At 62.2% G+C, this 17,643-nt stretch carries 15 protein-coding genes; 12 read left to right on the top strand and 3 right to left on the bottom strand.

Annotated elements, in window-relative coordinates; all coding sequences use genetic code 11:
* The first annotated feature begins 10 nt into the window (after positions 1-10).
* The 6 genes from EET67_RS12605 (at position 11) to EET67_RS12630 (ending at position 6,707) form a co-directional block, all read left to right on the top strand.
* A complete protein-coding gene (locus tag EET67_RS12605) occupies positions 11-1,792 on the top strand; it encodes a hydantoinase B/oxoprolinase family protein (RefSeq protein WP_165899888.1) in 1,782 nt (593 codons plus the stop codon).
* Between the two features lie 116 nt (positions 1,793-1,908).
* On the top strand, positions 1,909-3,273 hold the full coding sequence (locus EET67_RS12610) for an ABC transporter substrate-binding protein (RefSeq protein ID WP_128626533.1): 1,365 nt from the start codon (positions 1,909-1,911) through the stop codon (positions 3,271-3,273).
* A gap of 24 nt (positions 3,274-3,297) precedes the next feature.
* Entirely contained in the window at positions 3,298-4,104 is an 807-nt protein-coding gene (locus EET67_RS12615) for an ABC transporter ATP-binding protein (RefSeq protein WP_128626534.1), read from the top strand.
* A complete protein-coding gene (locus EET67_RS12620; protein ID WP_210211122.1) occupies positions 4,097-4,729 on the top strand; it encodes an ABC transporter ATP-binding protein in 633 nt (210 codons plus the stop codon). The genes EET67_RS12615 and EET67_RS12620 overlap by 8 nt, the downstream gene beginning before the upstream one ends.
* A 98-nt stretch (positions 4,730-4,827) precedes the next feature.
* Entirely contained in the window at positions 4,828-5,709 is an 882-nt protein-coding gene (locus tag EET67_RS12625; RefSeq protein WP_128626535.1) for a branched-chain amino acid ABC transporter permease, read from the top strand.
* Positions 5,710-5,717: 8 nt separating this feature from the next.
* Positions 5,718-6,707: a branched-chain amino acid ABC transporter permease gene (locus EET67_RS12630; RefSeq protein WP_128626536.1), complete on the top strand. Its 990-nt coding sequence runs from the start codon at positions 5,718-5,720 to the stop codon at positions 6,705-6,707.
* A gap of 50 nt (positions 6,708-6,757) precedes the next feature.
* Here EET67_RS12630 and EET67_RS12635 read toward each other — a convergent pair whose 3' ends face one another.
* From EET67_RS12635 to EET67_RS12645, 3 genes are all read right to left on the bottom strand, one after another.
* Positions 6,758-8,215: an NAD-dependent succinate-semialdehyde dehydrogenase gene (locus EET67_RS12635; RefSeq protein ID WP_128626537.1), complete on the bottom strand. Its 1,458-nt coding sequence runs from the start codon at positions 8,213-8,215 to the stop codon at positions 6,758-6,760.
* A 72-nt stretch (positions 8,216-8,287) separates the two neighbouring features.
* Complete coding sequence (locus tag EET67_RS12640) at positions 8,288-9,208, bottom strand: 2-hydroxyacid dehydrogenase (protein WP_128626538.1); 921 nt, start codon at positions 9,206-9,208, stop codon at positions 8,288-8,290.
* Between the two features lie 33 nt (positions 9,209-9,241).
* The gene (locus EET67_RS12645) at positions 9,242-9,934 is read right to left on the bottom strand and encodes a GntR family transcriptional regulator (protein ID WP_128626539.1); all 693 of its coding nucleotides are present in this window, start codon (positions 9,932-9,934) and stop codon (positions 9,242-9,244) included.
* A 350-nt stretch (positions 9,935-10,284) separates the two neighbouring features.
* Between EET67_RS12645 and EET67_RS12650 the strand changes: the two genes are divergently transcribed.
* The 6 genes from EET67_RS12650 (at position 10,285) to EET67_RS12675 (ending at position 17,639) form a co-directional block, all read left to right on the top strand.
* Positions 10,285-11,574, top strand: a complete 1,290-nt coding sequence (locus EET67_RS12650) for an NAD(P)/FAD-dependent oxidoreductase (protein ID WP_165899889.1) — start codon at positions 10,285-10,287, stop codon at positions 11,572-11,574.
* 237 nt (positions 11,575-11,811) lie between these two features.
* On the top strand, positions 11,812-13,413 hold the full coding sequence (locus tag EET67_RS12655) for an ABC transporter substrate-binding protein (protein WP_128626541.1): 1,602 nt from the start codon (positions 11,812-11,814) through the stop codon (positions 13,411-13,413).
* Positions 13,414-13,511: 98 nt separating this feature from the next.
* Positions 13,512-14,126: a glutathione S-transferase family protein gene (locus tag EET67_RS12660; protein ID WP_128626542.1), complete on the top strand. Its 615-nt coding sequence runs from the start codon at positions 13,512-13,514 to the stop codon at positions 14,124-14,126.
* 26 nt (positions 14,127-14,152) lie between these two features.
* Positions 14,153-15,118 carry an ABC transporter permease gene (locus tag EET67_RS12665; RefSeq protein ID WP_128626543.1) on the top strand — a complete coding sequence of 322 codons (966 nt, stop codon included), beginning with the start codon at positions 14,153-14,155 and terminating at the stop codon, positions 15,116-15,118.
* Positions 15,115-15,963, top strand: coding sequence for an ABC transporter permease (locus tag EET67_RS12670; RefSeq protein WP_128626544.1), 849 nt, complete (start codon positions 15,115-15,117; stop codon positions 15,961-15,963). Before EET67_RS12665 ends, EET67_RS12670 begins: the two co-directional genes overlap by 4 nt.
* Entirely contained in the window at positions 15,960-17,639 is a 1,680-nt protein-coding gene (locus tag EET67_RS12675; protein WP_128626545.1) for an ABC transporter ATP-binding protein, read from the top strand. The genes EET67_RS12670 and EET67_RS12675 overlap by 4 nt, the downstream gene beginning before the upstream one ends.
* The last annotated feature ends 4 nt before the right edge of the window (positions 17,640-17,643 follow it).

Below are 17,643 nucleotides of genomic sequence, written 5' to 3' on the forward strand. Positions count from 1 at the left end.
GGGGAAACTCATGTCGAATGTAGCGCCTATGAGAGCGGCAAACACCACAGAACAGGTCCAGATCGACCCGATCACGCTCGAAGTCGTACGCGCTGGACTGGTGTCCATCGTGCACGAAATGTCGATCACGATGGACCGCACGTCTTACTCGACGATTATCCGCGAAGTGCACGATTACAGTTGCGTGCTGTTTGACGGGCAGGGCCGGCTGATCGCCCAGGCCGAGGGCATACCGATCTTCAATGGCAGCATGAATTTCGTCATCGATGCCGTGCTTGCCCGCTTCCCGGTCGCGGAAATGCAGCCCGGCGATATCTTCATCTCCAACGATCCCTATACCGGGGGCGGCACGCACAAGAACGACATCAACATCGTCATGCCGATCTTCTGGGAAGGCGAGGTGGTAATGCTGAGCGCCAGCAAAGCCCATCACCTCGACATCGGCGGGAAAGACCCGGGAAGCTGGTCCTCGGATGCGCGCAACACCTTCCAGGAAGGGCTGAGCATTCCGCCGATGAAGCTGGCGACAAGAGGGGTGATCAACGAGGCCATCACCGAGATCCTGTTTGCCAATATGCGCGTTCCGCAACTTTCGCGCGGTGACTTTGCCGCGCAGATCGCGGCCGGCAAGACGGCCGAACTGCGCGCGCATGCCTGGCTCAAGAAGAACGGCATCGCCTTGTTCAAGAGTGCGGTGAACGAACTGATCAACCATGGCGAGCGCATCACCAGGGCGGCCATCGAGAAGATTCCGGACGGTGTCTACAAGGCGAGCGGCTTTGCTGACTCCGATGGTGTCACGGACGATCCGATCCGCATTGCGGTCACCGTCACGGTGAAGGGCGGCGACATCCATGTCGACTTCACCGGCAGCGACAAGCAGCGCGAAGGTGCCGCCGGCAACTGTCACTGGGTCAATACGGTGTCGATGACGCGCGAGTTCATCATGTTCCTGACCGACATCGCCCTGGGCGGCAACGAAGGCTCTTACAAGCCCATCCATGTGATCGCACCAAAAGGCTCGGTGTTCCGCCCCAGTTATCCCGCGCCGGTCACCACCGGCATGGGCGACATGGGTACGCGGCTGATCGAGCTTCTCTTCCAGGCACTTGCCGACGTGCTGCCGCAGGAGGTGATCGCCGGGACGTTCGGCAACTTCAGTTGCCTCACGCTGGCCGGTTTCGATGAGGAGACCGGCGTTGAGTTCGTGCACTTCTCGCCCTATGCCGGCGGGTGGGGCGGTCGTTCTCATGCGGACGGCAACAGCGCGATGGTGTCGCTCGGCAGCGGCGACAATTTCAACGTGCCCTGCGAGGTCATGGAAACCAAATTCCCTGGCCTCGTTGCCAAGCAGTACCGTTTGATCGAACGCTCCGCGGGTGCCGGCCGGCACCGGGGTGGCTACGGCATCGCCTATGACTATCTGATGACCCTTCCGGGCGAGTTCACCGTTGCGCTTGACCGCGACAAATATCCGCCTTACGGCCTGTTTGGTGGCCGCAACGGGCGCCCAAGCGGACTTGTCGTCAATCCGGGCAGCGACCAGGAGCGCGTCTATGCCCGTGCCAGCGGCGTCAAGGTTCCGGCCGGAACCGTGATCAGCCATCGCACCGCCGGCGGTGGCGGCTATGGCAATCCGGCCGAGCGCGATCCGCAACTGGTGCTCGATGATGTGCTGGACGGGCTGATCACCATTGAAGACGCAGCATCCGATTACGGCGTGTCTATCGATCCGGCAGCGCTCACCATTGATCGCCCGGCTACGGAGCGGCTTCGCTCGGCCATGACCTGAGCTTCTGGCCTGCCGGCTCCGGCCGGCGGGTCTTCTTCTCCTTAACGATAGAAAAACGGGAACTGGTTGACTGGCGACCGGCATGACGCCGCTCGCGGTAATGGGAGACTACCGCAATGGACAAGCCCATCGAAAACACATCACAACAGGCAATCAATACGGGCCGCCGCTCATTCCTTCGTGGCGCCGGATTGTCCGCCACAGCAGCAGGCGCGGCTTCTCTCGGCCTTCTGGCGGAGCTGAACAAGGAGGCGCAAGCCTCATCGAGCAATCCCATTCCGATCGGCTGCATGGCCGGGCTGTCGGGCTGGCCGGCAGCCGAGGCGCTGGAGACGAAGCGTGGCTTCGAGCTTGCCATCGAGGAGATCAACGCGGCCGGTGGTATTCTTGGTCGTCCGCTCGAAGGCCATGTCGTCGACACGAAGAACCCGAATGCCGAGGAGGTCACCGGGGCGGCGAACCTGCTGATTGACCGCTATGGCGTGCACGCCATCGTGAACGGCCACAATATCGGTGCGCAGAATGCCGAATATGAACCGATCGCGGATGCCGGCATCGTCTACATTCATACCAATACGCTGCTGTCGCACGAGAAACTCGTCGAGAAGGACCCCGAGCGCTATTTCGGCATCTTCATGGGCGACCCATCGGAATACTGGTACGGCCCCGGCTGGCTGCGCTTTGCCGCGCATCTGCGCGATTCAGGGCAATGGAAGCCGCGCAACAACAAGGTGGCTCTGATCGCCGGCTCCAGTGATTACAGCATCAACGTCATCAGGGCCGCCGAAAAGACCGCCGCGCAGTTCGGCTGGGAAATCGTCATGGGCCCCGAGATCGTGAAGACGCCTGCGACCGAATGGGGACCGGTTCTTTCCAAGCTGCGCGAAGCCGATCCCGCTCTGCTGCTGCATTCCCACCTTGCGGCGGGCGACATCGCGCAGTTCATGATCCAGTTCCGGCAGCAGCCTACCGAAACGCTAATCTATTTCCCGTGGGGGCCGCTCCAGGCGGCGTTCCGCGAAATCGGCGGGGAAAGCGCCGAGGGCGTCATCAGTTCCACCGTCATGGGACTGCTGGAAGACCCGATGGGCAAGGCCTTCATGGAAAAATACAGCAAGCGCTTCGATCTTGTCGCCGGCTCGACCGGCGCGATATCTGGCTGCGTACCCTATGGCCTGCTGCACCACTACGCCATTGCAGCCGCCATCGCCGGCGGGACGGGCGAGCCCGGTAATGTCGAGCAGAACGGGAAGGTGGCGCGCGTGCTCAGAAGTACGCCTTTCCGCACCGTATTCGGCACCATCAACTACCATCCGCAATGGCAGTCGGCGATCCCTTATCCGGACCTGGAGGAGCGTGATCCATCGCTCGGCATGCCGCATCTGTTCTATCAGGTGCAGGACCATCAGCAGCAGCCGAAGCTCATCGCACCCGTACCCTACGATGCGAATGCCTTCGTCCTGCCGCCCTGGCTTTCCTAAGCCGATATTGCCGGGGCATATCCGATGAGGACAGAAACCGACGATACGCTGTTGTCCTGCGAGAACATCGTCAAGCGATACGGCGCCCTGACTGCGGTCGACCGGCTGAGCCTGCAGGTGAGGGCCGGCGAGGTCCTTGGTATCGGCGGACCCAATGGCGCCGGCAAGACGACCTTGTTCGACATGATTTCCGGCGTGACGAAGGCAACGGAAGGCCGGATCGTCTTCAAGAGCCGCGACATAACGCGACTCCCACCCCATAAGGCGAGCCCGCAAGGGCTCGCCCGGACCTTCCAGCTCAACGCTGCTTTCGATTCGCTCTCGGTCGAGGAAAACGTGCTGTGCTCGGCCTATTTCGGCCGCGCCAATATCCTGTTTCCGCAGCTTCGCTATCCGCCGGCGACGCGGGAGGCCGCTCGTGCAGCCCTTTCCACCACCGGGCTCGAAGCTGCCCACGACCGGAAGGCCGGCAGCCTGACGGTATTGCAGCGCAAGCAGTTGATGATCGCCTGCGCGCTGGCGACCCGTCCTTCCGTGCTGCTTCTTGACGAGCCCGTCGGCGGGCTCAACGTCGCCGAGATCGACCAGACCATCGAGATGATCGACAAGGTCCGGAACGAATGGCCGGTCACGATCATCCTGATCGAACATGTGATGCGCTTCCTGGTGGCGCTGTGCGACCGGATCGTGATCATGCATCACGGCCGCAAGATCTACGAAGGTCCGATCTCCGGGCTTGCCGGCGACCGCCAGGTGGTCGAAGTCTATCTTGGCGAGGGGGCCGCCAGGCGGCTCCGGGATGCGGCCGAAAGGCAGGCCTGCCATGCATAGCGGCCTTCCCGCACCACTGCTCGACATTACCCGGGTTTCAGCCGGTTACGGTTCATTCACGGTGCTGCGCGATGTCTCGATCAGCATCCGGCCGGGTACGGTCTTCGGCATCATCGGCCCCAACGGCCATGGCAAGACGACGCTGATGAATGCGATTTCCGGTTTCGTGAGATTGTCAAAGGGCAGTATCCGGTTGGGCGGGCAAAGGATCGATGGCCTGCCGCCGCACAGGATCGCAGCGAGCGGGGTTGCCCATATTCCGCAAGGTGATCTGGTGTTTCCGGACCTGTCCGTATTCGAGAACCTGTCGATGGGTGCCTATCTGGAGCGATCAGCGGCGCGGCAGCGTGAGCGGCTGGACTATGTCTATTCGATCTTTCCCAAGCTCGGGCAGCGCAGCAATCAGTGCGCCAGCAGCCTTTCGGGCGGAGAGAGGCGTATGCTTGCTATAGGCCGTGGCCTTATGGGCGACAGCCGCCTCCTGTTGGTCGATGAACCGTCGCTCGGCCTTGCGCCGATCATCATCGAACAGATTTACGAAGTCCTTCGTGTGCTCAAAAAAAAGCGGCCTGACGATAGTGGTGGTGGAGGAAAATCCTGCCCGCCTCACCGACCTGGCCGATGAAGTTCATCTGATCGACAACGGCGCAGTGGTCTGGTGCGGGCATCCATCCGAACTAGAGCAGAACGACGCCTTGCTCCAAACCTATCTGGGAGCGTGAGATGGTTGGATCCATACTGCAAATTCTCGTCAGCACGCTCACGCTCGGCGGCATATATGCCATCAGCGCCATCGGCCTCGCACTGTTATGGGGCGTCATGGGCATGCTCAACATGGCCCAGGGCGCGCTGATGGCTGTCGGGGCCTACGCTTCTGTCTACGCAGTCGCGCAGTTGGGCATTCCCTGGATGCTCGGCTTGCCTGCGGCCGTCATCATAGGCGGCATCTGCGGCTGGCTGCTGTTTTTTGCCAGTGTCCGGTGGATGCTTGGCTCTGCGGGCTACGAAACCAACATCATCATCGTGACGGTGGGTTTTGCCATCGCGGTAAAAAGCCTGCTGATCATTGCCTTTTCCGGCTATCCGAAGCGCCAGCCCTTCACGCTGGAAGGCGGCTTCCAGCTCGCCGGCACCATGGTGCCATATCAGACCGTTCTAATCGTCTCGGTCACGCTCACATTGATGCTTGCGCTGACGGCGATACTTTACAAGACGCGCATGGGCCTTGCCATCCGGGCCACTGCGCAGGGCAGGCGCGCGGCCGCTCTCATGGGCGTGCCCGCCGAGCGGGTATTCCTGCAAGTGATGATGATCTGCGGTGCCCTGGCGGCAATCTCGGGCGTACTGGTCTCGTCGATTGCCAATGTCTCGCCAGCGCTTGGTGACGACGCCATGCTCAAAGTCTTCATCATCTGCGTGGTGGCGGGCCTTGGAAATATCCCCGGAACGATCCTTGTTTCCTTCCTGCTCGCACTGGTCGAGGTGACGATCCAATACGCTGTCGCCTCAAAATGGGGCTTCCCCGTCATGCTGTGCGCCGCGATCCTCATTCTGATCTGGCGCCCCGCGGGCATCTTCGGAAATGAGCGGATCGCGAGAAATTGAGAGCCTCAATGATGACCACGACCCGACAGCACGTTCTTCTCTATTTTTCGCTGCTCATTGCCCTGGCGCTTGTGCCTGCAGTGGATTCCTCGCGCTATCTGCTCGGCCAGTTGACCCTCTTCCTCATATGGGTTGGCGTGGTGACGCAGTGGAACCTGGTGTTCGGCGTCGCCGGCATCTTTTCCCTGGCGCAGATGATGGTGTTTGCCATCGGTGGCTACGTCGCGGCGATGCTTGCCACGCACCTTGGATGGTCGATGTGGGCAGGCGTCCCGGTTGCCGGCCTGGCGGCGGTTCTGGCCAGCACCGTCATCGGCTTTGCGACACTGCGCCAGCGCGGCGCTTATGTTGCATTGCTTACGCTTGCATTGGCATGCGCCATGCAGGCGCTGATCATCGTCGATACGGACTGCTTCTCGCTGGACGACGGCGTTTGCCTGACGCTGACAGGTGGCGCCAGCGGGCTGTCGAGATTCGGAGACTTCGGCTTTCGCGAGTGGTTCGGCTATAGCTATGCGACGATCGGAAATTTCTATCTGGCTCTGCTTCTTACGGCACTGGGTAGCGCTTTCGCTTTCACGGTGATCAACAGTCCGCTCGGCCACGCCTTCCGTGCCTTGCGCGACAATCCGGTCTGCGCGGCTGCGCGCGGCATCGATCGGGTCAAGTACCAGGTCATGGTCTTCTCAATTTCCGCATTCTTCACCGGATTGTTCGGCGGGTTCTACGCGGGCCACTACAAAGCGATCGGCCCGACCGTGCTCGACATCTCCACCCTGCTGTTTCTGTTGTCGGCCATGATTGTCGGCGGTGTCGGTCGCTTCTGGGGGCCGCTCCTTGGTTGTGCAGTGCTTATGTTTTTTGACGAGCTGGTGAAGGATCTTGTCGAATGGCGCATGGTTGGTATCGGCCTCTTTACCGCCGTCTTCGTAGTCGTTTGCCCGCATGGCATTGTCGGACTATGCGAGCGGCTTGCACCACGCACGCCGCTTCGCTGAACTATAGACATTCGCCGGCGTGCTGAAGAGTGCGACCGCCCAGCGCCTCTTCAGAGCCCCAACCCGCCGATGCAGACATATTTGGTGTCGAGATAGTCGTCGATGCCCTGATGGCCGCCCTCGCGGCCGAGGCCGGATTCCTTTACCCCGCCGAACGGCGCCTCGGGCGTGGTGATGATGCCCTCATTGACGCCGACCATGCCGTATTTCAGCCCTTCCATGACCCGGAAGGCGCGGCCGAGGTCGCCGGTGTAGAAATAGCAGGCCAGCCCGAATTCGGTGTCATTGGCAAGCGCCACCGCCTCCTCCTCCTTCTCGAACTTGAACACCGGCGCCAGCGGCCCGAAGATCTCCTCGGTCATGAACTTCATGCCGGTGGTCGCGCCGGCAATCACCGTCGGCTCGAAGAAGGAACCGCCGAGTGCATGGCGCTTGCCGCCCGACACCACCTTGCCGCCCTTGGCAACGGCGTCCGCGATGAACTCCTCGACCTTCTCCACCGCCTTGACGTCGATCAGCGGCCCCTGCTGCACGCCGTCTTCCACGCCCGGGCCGACCTTGAGCTTTTTGGCCGCCGCCGCCAGCTTGTCGACGAAGGCGTCATGGATGCCAGCCTGCACGAAGAAGCGGTTGGTGCACACGCAGGTCTGGCCCGAATTGCGGTATTTGGCGGCGATCGCGCCTTCCACCGCCCGGTCGAGATCGGCATCGTCGAACACCAGGAACGGCGCATTGCCGCCCAGCTCCATCGACACCTTCTTGACCGTGGAGGCCGACTTCTCGATCAGCAGCTTGCCGACCTCGGTCGAGCCGGTGAAGGTGATCTTCTTGACCAGCGGGTTGGCGCAGATCTCGTCGCCGATCTCGCCGGCCGACCCGGTGACGATGTTGACCACCCCCTTCGGCATGCCGACCTCCTCGCACAGCGCCCCCCAGGCGAGGCCCGAATAGGGCGTCTGCGAGGCCGGCTTGACCACCGCCGTGCAGCCCGCCGCAATTGCCGGGCCGATCTTGCGCGACAGCATCGAGGACGGGAAGTTCCATGGCGTGATGGCGGCGATCACGCCCACCGGCTCGCGCGTCACCAGGACGCGGCGGTCGGCCCAGGGCGAGGGCACCACATCGCCATAGGCGCGGCGCGCCTCCTCGGCAAACCACAGCACATAGGCGGCCGACGAGGCAATCTCGCCGCGCGATTCGGTCAGCGACTTGCCCTGCTCCAGCGTCAAAAGCTCGGCCAGCGCGTCCTGGTTGTCCATGATGGCGTCGTGCAGCTTGCGCAAAAGCTTCGAGCGCTCCAGCGCCGAGGTCTTGCGGAAGCTCTGGAAGGCTGTATGGGCGGCCTCGATCGCCCGCCTGGTCTCGGCCGCGCCTGAGCGCGGCACCGTGCCGAGCCTCAAGCCGGTGGCCGGGTTGATCACGTCGATCGTCTTGCCGCTGTCGGCCTGCACCCACGCACCGTCGATCAGATTGGCCTCGCGCATGAAATGACTGGTCTTCTGGAGCATCGTCTTGCCTTTCCTTGAAGGACTGAAAGAGGGACCCGGCAGCCGGGTCGTTATGATTGCGGTTCGGCCTGTTCAGCTTGACAGTGCGCGCAGATCTTCCTGGAGCAGATCAAACCCTCCGGACAGTAGGCGAACCATCGCCTCCCGGGATTTGAAGGCGGCGTGGGAAGTCAGCGTCACATTATCGAGTGTTGTGAGCGGATGATCACCTGGCAGCGGCTCCTGCTCGAAAACGTCGAGGGCGGCATGTGCGATCCGTCTCTCCCGCAGCAGATCGACAAGCGCCTTCTCGTCGACGATAGCGCCGCGCGCGACATTCACCAGAACGGCGTCCGGGCGCAGCTTCTCAAGTTTTTCCCGGTCGATCAGACCGATCGTAGCGTCGTTGAGGGCCAGATGGAGCGAGACGACATGCGATGTTTGTAGCAGGTCGTCTAAAGTGACCTCTTTGCAGGGCAGGTCGGCCGGGACGCCACTGCGGTTCCAGGCGACTACTTCCATGCCGAAGGCGTCAGCCATCCGGATGAGTTCGCGCCCGATGCCGCCGGTGCCGATCACGCCCAGCCGCTTGCCGGCAAGCTCGACACCGACGGGGGCCACCCATTCGCCACGCCGCATTTCGCGATCCATCCTGGTAAGGCTCCGCGCGCCGGCCAGAATCAGCGCGAAAGCATGTTCGGCTATGGTGCGATCGCCATAGCCGCGCACAGTGCGCACATTGATGCCCAGCTTTTCGGCGGCGGCGACGTCGATGTAGGTCGAAGCGCCCGTGCCAAGGAAGACGATGGTGCGCAGCGCCGTGCAACGCTTCAACATCGCCTCATCCATGATCGTGTGGCCGTTGATCACGCCGACGGCGCCATCCAACATCGCCTCCAGCGTTGCCGGGTCCGGATCACCCATATGGATGGCAAGGCCCGGAACCTTGTCGAGAATGGCCGGCGTAAGAACTGACTGCCCGAAATCGGTGCAGTCGATATAAACACTCTTCATATTGCGTACCTGAACTGGTGGAAAAAGCTGGTTTCAGCCCAAGGTGCTGATCGGCTCCTGGGGCAGGCCGAGATGCAGCCGGGCGAAGCTGTGGATGTGGTAGCGCATCTCGGCGTCGGCGACGGCTGCGTCGCGGCGATGCAGAGCGCTCAGGATTCGTTTGTGTTCGACAATGGCGCGCTCCACCCAGCCTGGCGTCACCACTTCGCGGCCGCGTACCAGCCGAACCTTGTCATGGGTTGAGACCAACTGGCGCAGCAGGAAGGCGTTTTGCGCGGCCGCCGCTATTGTCAGGTGGAACATGCTGTCGAGCCCGGCAAACGCCGCGAGATCATGGCGCACCAGTGCCGCGGACTGGTCTTCGACCTGGGCGGACAGCTTCGCCATAGCCTGATCGTCGGCGCGTTCGATGCAAAGCCGCACCGCTGTGGTCTCGAGTGCTTCACGGACCTCGTAGATGTCGCGGATATCGGTGGAAGTGAGTTCCGTCACGCGATAGAAACGCCCATCGCGCGTAACAAGGCCTTCGTCCAGAAGGTGGCGCAGCGCTTCGCGAACGGGTGTGCGGCTGACGCCGTAACGCTGACCGAGCTCGATCTCCTGCAATGTCGTCCCCTGCGTGAACTCAAGCGAGAAGATGTCGGCCTTCAGGCGCTCATAGACCGTGCTGCCAAGCGCCATTCCAGGCGCCTGCCAGCCGGCCGTCACTGTTTCAATGTCGAGCATCGCCTTCCTCCATTAGGTATACTCAATTGCCCTTGTTTGTCTCAGATATCAATACTAAAGCGTTTGCACAGCCAGAAATTCCAACTTATGTATACCGGAATGCAGACCGGCGCTACGCCGCTTATCTGGGAGGATTGCGAATGTGGGCACGTTCACTGGCTTCAGCGTTGCGGGTCGCTTTCCGTGACCGCTTGTGAGGCCTGTCGATTGAGTCGTGCAATGAAACGTGTCGGTGATCCGGTCCCCCTTGGTGCGGCGGCGCCATTGCGGTCCTTCGCTGCAGCCTAGCCCAAGTTCCGCTTTTCCTCCGTGAAATGAAATCGACCCAAAGACCAACAGCGAGGGGCTCCATGCGACCTTATACAGCTTATTACAGCGTAAGCGGATGGAACCAGATCCAAACCGACAGCGGACGTTGCCATGACAAAGTTCTGGAAGGCAACCAGCGCGCGAAATTTGCCATCGTCGGCGCCGGTTTTGCTGGGGCCGCGACGGCGCGGCGATTGGCCGAGCTCTACCCCGGCGAGGAGATCATTCTTCTGGACGCCCTTCCGGCCGGCGAAGGGGCGGCGGGAAGAAGCTCGGGTTTCATGCTGGATCGAGTTGAGACCAAGATCGACGCCCGAAACACCGGACCGCAGGCCGATTGGCAAACGGCGATCCTGCAGGCGGGGCTGGGATGGCTGAAACAAACGACATCGGGTCACGGCATCGATTGCGATTGGCACGATATCGGGCACTACAAGACTTCCACGACGCTGCAGGGGGCTCGTGAACTCGACGGCCTGCTGGCCAGATTGGATTCAAAAGGGATATCCTACCGTCGCCTTTCCAGCCAGGATATCGGCGACGAGATGGGCACCGCGCATTGCACCAATGGCGTATGGCTCCCCAACTGCGTGCTCGTTCAGCCGGCCCGGCTCATACATGGCCTGCTGAGTACCTTGCCCGAACAGGTCAAGGTCTACACGAAATCGCCGGTCGATCGCATCGCCATGGGCAACCCTCACACGCTTCACGTGGGGCCGCATGAAATCAAGGCTGATGTCGTCATCTTGTGCACCAATGTCACCCTCCCGTTTTTCGGCTATGGCGGCGACCGGCAGCTCACCGTTTACACCTATGCCGGCATGACACCGGAGCTCGATGACGTGGAAATGGCCAAGCTTGGGATGGGTGCCACCTGGGGCGCCACCCCGGTGGAAAGGCTTGGCGCCACCACGCGCAAGCTGACGTCAAGGCGCTTCCTGTTCAGAACCGGTTTCTCTTATAAAAACGAACTGCCTCCCGCCGAGATCGGCACCGTCCTTCGCGAGATGTATTCCAAGCATTTTCCGCAGATGAAGAACCACACCTTCGAATACAGCTGGGGCGGTGCGCTGAGCATGACCAGGAACGGTGATCCGATCTTCGGCAAAATGGCCAGGAATGTTTATGCGCTGTCGGCCTGCAATGCCTCCGGCATTCTGAAGATGACCGCTTTGGGCAAGCTTCTGGCCGAATCGATAAAGGGCGTAGACAGCGCTTTGCTGCAGGATACCGAACGGTTTTCCAAGCCCAGCTGGATCCCGCCAGAACCGCTGCGCAGCATCGGTGTCAGCTTCAACCTGTCGCGCATGAAAAAAGCCATGCGTAGCTAGGGCGTCGAGCCGAAAAGTTGATGCCGGTTTTTCCGCAGGTTGTGCCTCACGCCGCCTGCGGCTCGAAGCGCTCATCATCGGCGCTGCCCGGGAGTGCCTGGGTCACTGCATTCGATTCAGGTATACCCAAATTGTGTGGTTTGCTCAAATTCCCATTGCATAGTAAAAAAATCTCTGTTTATGTATACCGAAATCGGCGAGCATGCGCTGCGCTGCGAGTAACCGGGAGGACTGGGAATGGCTAAATGCGTATCGGATACCCTTGCTGCGGGCATTGCCGCCGGCCGCAACGATTTCACCCGCCGCCAATTCGGTGGATTGCTGCTCGGAGCCGGCATGGCTGCATTCGGGGCGGGCAGCGGCGTCCTGGCGGGCGTGCGTCCGGCTCAGGCCGCGCCGGTTCGCGGCGGTTTCCTGAAGGTCGCGCTGTTTTCACAGAGCACGAACGATACTTTCGATCCCGCCAAGCTCGTCCATCCCGGCGACTATATCCGTTGCACCAGCCTGTTCGGCCATCTGACCCGACTTGACGAGCAGGGCAAGGCTCAGCCGGAACTGGCCGAATCCTTCGAGCCGAATGCCGACGCCACCGAATGGACGTTCAAGATCCGCAAGGGTATCAGTTTCCATGACGGCGCGCCGCTGACTATGGACGACATCATCTTCTCCATCCTGCGGCACAAGGAAGAGAAGGTGGCATCCAATGCCAAGCCGCTTGTCCAGAACGTCAAGGAAGTCGTCGCCGATGGTTCCGACACGATCGTCGTCAAGCTCAGCGAGCCGGACGCCGACCTGCCGGCGCTGATCGGTACCTTCCAGTTCGCCATCGTCAAGAACGGTACCTATGATTTCTCCTCGCCGGTTGGGACCGGCGCTTTCAAGGTCAAGGAATTCAGCCCCGGCGTGCGCACCATCTGCGAGCGCAACGAAAATTACTGGAAGGAAGGCCAGCCCTATATTGACGGGTTCGAGATGTTTTCGATCGTCGATCACGTGGCCCGCGCCAATGCGCTTCTGTCAGGTGACGTCCACATGGTCGTCGATCTGCGCGGCCCCAGCATCGACGAGGTGGCGAGGTCCTCGGTGGCGAGCCCGTTCATCACCAATGCGCCGCGCTATACTTCGATCCAGGCCGCCGTCGACATTCCGCCGGGCGATCGGCAGGATCTCGGCCTTGCGCTGTCCTACCTCATCGACCGCGAAAGGATGATGAAGACGATCCTGCGCGGAAACGGTGTTATCGCCAACGATCATCCGCTCATGAGCGGCTCGGCCTATTACGATGCGGCGCTGCCGCAGCGCGTGCTGGACCATGACAAGGCGAAGTTCCATCTGAAAAAGGCCGGAATCGGCAATAGCCGCATTGAACTGCACGTATCCGACGCTTCCGCCTTCAGCGTGGAGATCGGCCAGCTGCTGCAGCGCGAGGCCTCCACGGTCGGCCTGAACCTCGATTTACGGCGCGAGCCTGCGGACAGCTACTGGAGTGCGGTTGCAGGCAAGCGCGCTTTGTTTGCCGCAACGTTCAATCCGCGGCCGACCTACAACATGCTGCTCAATCTGGCCTGGAAGTCGGGCGCTGCCTGGAATTTCTCCCATTACAGCAATCCGGAACTCGACACGCTGATCGACAAGGCGCGCGTTACGCTGGACGAAGCGCTGCGGGCGGAAATCTACAGCGACATCCAGACGACGATCCACAATTCCGGCGCCCTGATCCTGCCGGCCTTCATCAGCTTCGTCGACGGCGTGTCCAACAAGGTGCAGGGGCTGACGCCGATCCCCGTCGGCGCGCTCGGCGGCTTCAACTTCACAGATCGCGTCTGGCTGACCGCCTGACGTCGATCTACACCGCATCCTCCCAGCGCGGCCGGGGTCGCTTCATAGCCCCGGCCGCCACTTTTCACGACAGTGGGCAAAGACAGGAAAGCCGGACGATGAAACTTGTAGGTCGGTATATGTCTCCCTTTGTCAGGCGCGTGGCTGTGACCGCCCGGCACTATGGCCTTGCCTATGAGAACGTTCCGCTCTCGACCATTGACGGCCGCGACGGTATCAAGGCCTTCAACCCGATCACCCGTGTGCCCGTCATCGAGCTTGCCGATGGCACCAGGATTGTCGATTCCAGCGTCATCATCGACTATTTCGATACGCAGGTGGCGCCTGAGAAACGGCTGGTTCCGCCAGCCGGCGCCGGCCGTGTCCGCATCCTGTCGCTCACCGCGATTGCGCTTGGCTCGGCCGAGAAAATGATACTGTCCTATTACGAGCAGCACCGCAGACCTGCAGAGTTCATCTATCGTCCCTGGGTCGAGGCGTGTGATGAACAGGCCTTTGACGGCTATGCCTATCTTGAGTCCGAACTCGACGGCGCATGGCTGGCGGGAGAGGATTTTTCGCATGCCGACATTGCGGCTGCAGTGGCAATTTCCACCCTGCGCCGGCTCGACGCGGAAGCGGGCGAGAGGGCGGCGGTGCGCTTTCCACGGCTTTGCGCGCTGACGGACCGCTGCGAGGACATGCCCGCATTTCGGGGCGTGCCGCTGCCGTGATGCCGGGCTGATCGAGAAGGTTTTCGATGATACGTTTTCTGGTGCAACGCTTGCTGCTCGCGGTGCTGGTGTTATGGCTGGTGTCACTGCTGGTTTTCATCGGCTGCGAGATCTTGCCGGGCGACGTCGCCCAGCTTGCGCTCGGACAGTTCGCGACGCCGGAAAACGTCGCCGCTCTGCGCATTGAAATGGGCCTCGGCCAGCCGGCACCGCAGCGCTACTTGAATTGGCTGCTGGGCATGCTGCAGGGCGACTGGGGCCAGTCCATCACGACCAGGACGCCCGTCGTTACGATGCTTGCCGAGCGCGCCGCAAACACCGCGCTGCTTGCGGGCATCACCACCCTGATCGCCGTGCCGCTTTCCATCGGGCTGGGCCTGGTGATGAGCCTTGGCACCGGGGGGCGTCTCGACCGTGCGGGCTCGGTGGTCATCCTCGGCCTGTCGGCGACGCCGGAATTTCTCATCGCCACGCTGGCTGTCCTGCTGCTGGCGGTCAAGCTGCACTGGTTCCCGGCCGTGGCCTATCTGACGCCGGGAGCAGGCGCGTGGGAAACCGCCCAGGCACTGTTCCTGCCGGTGGCCACACTCGTCATCGTCGTCACTGCGCAGATCGCGCGCATGACGCGCGCGATCATCGGCAATCTGCTCGACCAGCCTTTCGCCGAAATGGCGATGCTGAAAGGCGTGCCGCGCTACCGCATCGTCGGCCAGCATGCGCTGATCATGGCGGTCGGCCCGCTCGCCAACATTGTTGCGCTCAACGTCGCCTATCTGGTCAGCGGTGTCGTGGTCGTTGAAACGATATTTGCCTATCCCGGCCTCGCGCGGCTGATGACCGACGCCGTGCAGGCGCGCGACATGCCCGTGGTCCAGGCCTGCGCCATGTTGTTCAGCACCGTCTACGTCGTCCTGATCCTGCTTGCCGACGCGCTGGCCAATGCCTTCGATCCACGCCTGTCGTCGGCCCGGGCCGAAGGGAAATCGTCATGAACGCCAATCAGGATATTGCCCCATTGCCGCAGCGCAAGCTGCCGCTGGCTCTCTGGATCAGTTCGTCGATCGTCGTGCTTTGCATTGTGATAGGGCTTCTCGCCCCTTATCTGGCGCCGCACGATCCGACCGAATTCGTGTCCGACATGGCCTTCGAGGGGCCAAGCAGCAGCGCTTGGCTCGGCACCGACTATCTCGGCCGCGATCTGTTTTCCCGTCTCATCGACGGAACCCGCCTCACTCTGCTGATGGCGCTCGCAGCCACCATGCTTGCCCATGTTGTAGGCGACGTGCTGGGTTTGCTGGCTGCCGCGCGCGGTGGAGTTCTGGACACGGTGCTGTGCCGCATCGTCGACGTATCCCTGTCATTGCCCAAGATCATCGTCGGGCTTGTCGTGGTGGCGGCACTCGGCTCGTCCATCACCGTCATCGTGGTGGTCGCGGGCCTGGTCTATTCCGCCAGCGTCTTTCGCATCGCCCGCGCACTGGGGCGCGATCTCGTGGCGCAGGACTTCGTCCAGGTTTCCAGGGCTCGGGGTGAGGGCCTCGGCTGGATATTGTTCGGCGAGATCCTGCCGCATGTGGTGCGGCCGCTGGCTGCCGATTTTGCGATCCGGATGAGCTTTGCCATCCTGTTCATGAGCAGCCTGAGCTTCCTTGGGCTTGGCGTGCAGCCACCGCTAGCCGATTGGGGCGGCCTGGTGCGGGAAAACCTTCCAGGGCTTGCCGGTAGCTCGCTGGCACCGCTCTATCCTGCGGCTGCGATCGCCCTGGTGTCGATTGCGCTGAACCTACTGGTCGACGCGCTCGGCGAACGCAGCGAAGCGGCGGTGGCACAGAAATGAACGGCTCTCCCTTGCTTCACATCGACAATCTTCTGGTCACGCCCAGTGTGGGCGGCCGGCCGGTCGTCAACGGCATATCTCTCAGCGTCGCCAAGGGCGAGGTGCTGTCGTTGATCGGCGAATCCGGTTCGGGCAAGACCACGCTGGCACTGAGCGCGCTCGGCCGGGTGCGGCCCGGCCTCATGGTGCGTCGCGGCAGCGTGCGGCTGGACGGCCGCGACATGATTTCGGCGTCCCAAAGCGATCTGCGCCGATTGCGCGGACGCGCGGTATCCTATATCGCCCAAAGTGCGGCCATGTCGTTCAACCAGCGCATGCGGCTCGACCGGCAGGTCACCGAGCCGGCGCGCATGCATGACGCGATGCCGACGGCGGAAGCGATCCGCCGGGCGCATGAACTGTACCGGAAGCTCGACCTGCCCAATGCCGATGTCATCGGTTCGCGCTATCCGCACCAGGTCTCGGGCGGCCAGTTACAGCGCTTCATGATCGCCATGGGCCTGCTGCTCCATCCCAATCTCGTCGTCTGCGACGAGCCGACCAGTGCGCTGGACGTGACCACGCAGGTCGAAGTTTTGCGCGCGCTCAAGGCCGGCATCCGTGACAACGAGACGGCTGCCCTCTTCGTCAGCCATGACCTTGCCGTGGTGGCGCAGGTGGCTGACCGCATCGCGGTCCTGAAGAAGGGCGACCTGATCGAATGCGGCACCACGGCTGAAATCCTGACCAACCCGCAACAGGCCTATACGCGCGAACTCATCGCCGCCTGCAAGCGCTGGCCGGTTTCGATTTCCACGCCGCCTGCGGCCGAAGAGCGTCCGGCGGGCAGGGTCCATCTTGAGGCCGACCGCATCGTTGCCGGCTTCGGCCCGGTGAGCGACGGCAAACCGGCGGTAACGATCCTCAAGGATGTCTCGCTCAAGGTGAAGCGCGGCCAGGTGGTTGCGGTGATCGGGGAATCCGGCTCCGGCAAGAGCACGCTGGCGCGGGTCATCGCCGGCCTGCATGCGCAGGTAGGCGGTGAGGTCAGCCTGGCAGGAGGTGTCTTGCCTCGCACCATCGGCAAGCGGTCGCGTGAGGAATTGCGGCGGGTCCAGATGGTGTTCCAGTCCGCCGACACGGCGCTGAATTCCAAGCACACGGTCGGCAATATACTTGACCGCGTGCTGCGGTTCTTCGGTCACGTGCCGCGCGCCCAGCGGCCGGCCCGCATTGCCGAGCTGCTGACGATGGTCCGGCTTCCGGCTGAATATGCCAACCGCCGGCCAAGCCAGCTTTCCGGCGGCGAGAAGCAGCGCGTCAACCTCGCCCGCGCGCTGGCGGCCGAGCCCGAAGTCCTGCTGTGCGACGAGATCACGTCGGCGCTCGATACGGTCGTGGCGGCGTCGATCGTCAGCCTGGTCGAAGACCTGCGCGACCGGCTCAATCTGGCGATCGTGTTCATCAGCCACGACATGGCGACCGTCGCAGCACTCGCCGATGAAGTCGTCGTGCTGCAGAAAGGCGCGGTGGTGGAGACTGGTCCGGCGCGCGCGGTGCTGTCGCAGCCGCAAAGTGCCTACACGCAACTGCTGCTCAGTTCCGTGCCGGAGCTACGTACAAGGTGGCTGGAAGATTCCGCGCCGGGTGCGGCCCGCTGGAAGGAAACGGCTTTACCTGCAGAAGCCAGGGTGTGACGGC

Origin of the sequence: Borborobacter arsenicus (assembly GCF_003934165.1) — a bacterium.
GTDB classification, from domain to species: domain Bacteria; phylum Pseudomonadota; class Alphaproteobacteria; order Rhizobiales; family Rhizobiaceae; genus Pseudaminobacter; species Pseudaminobacter arsenicus.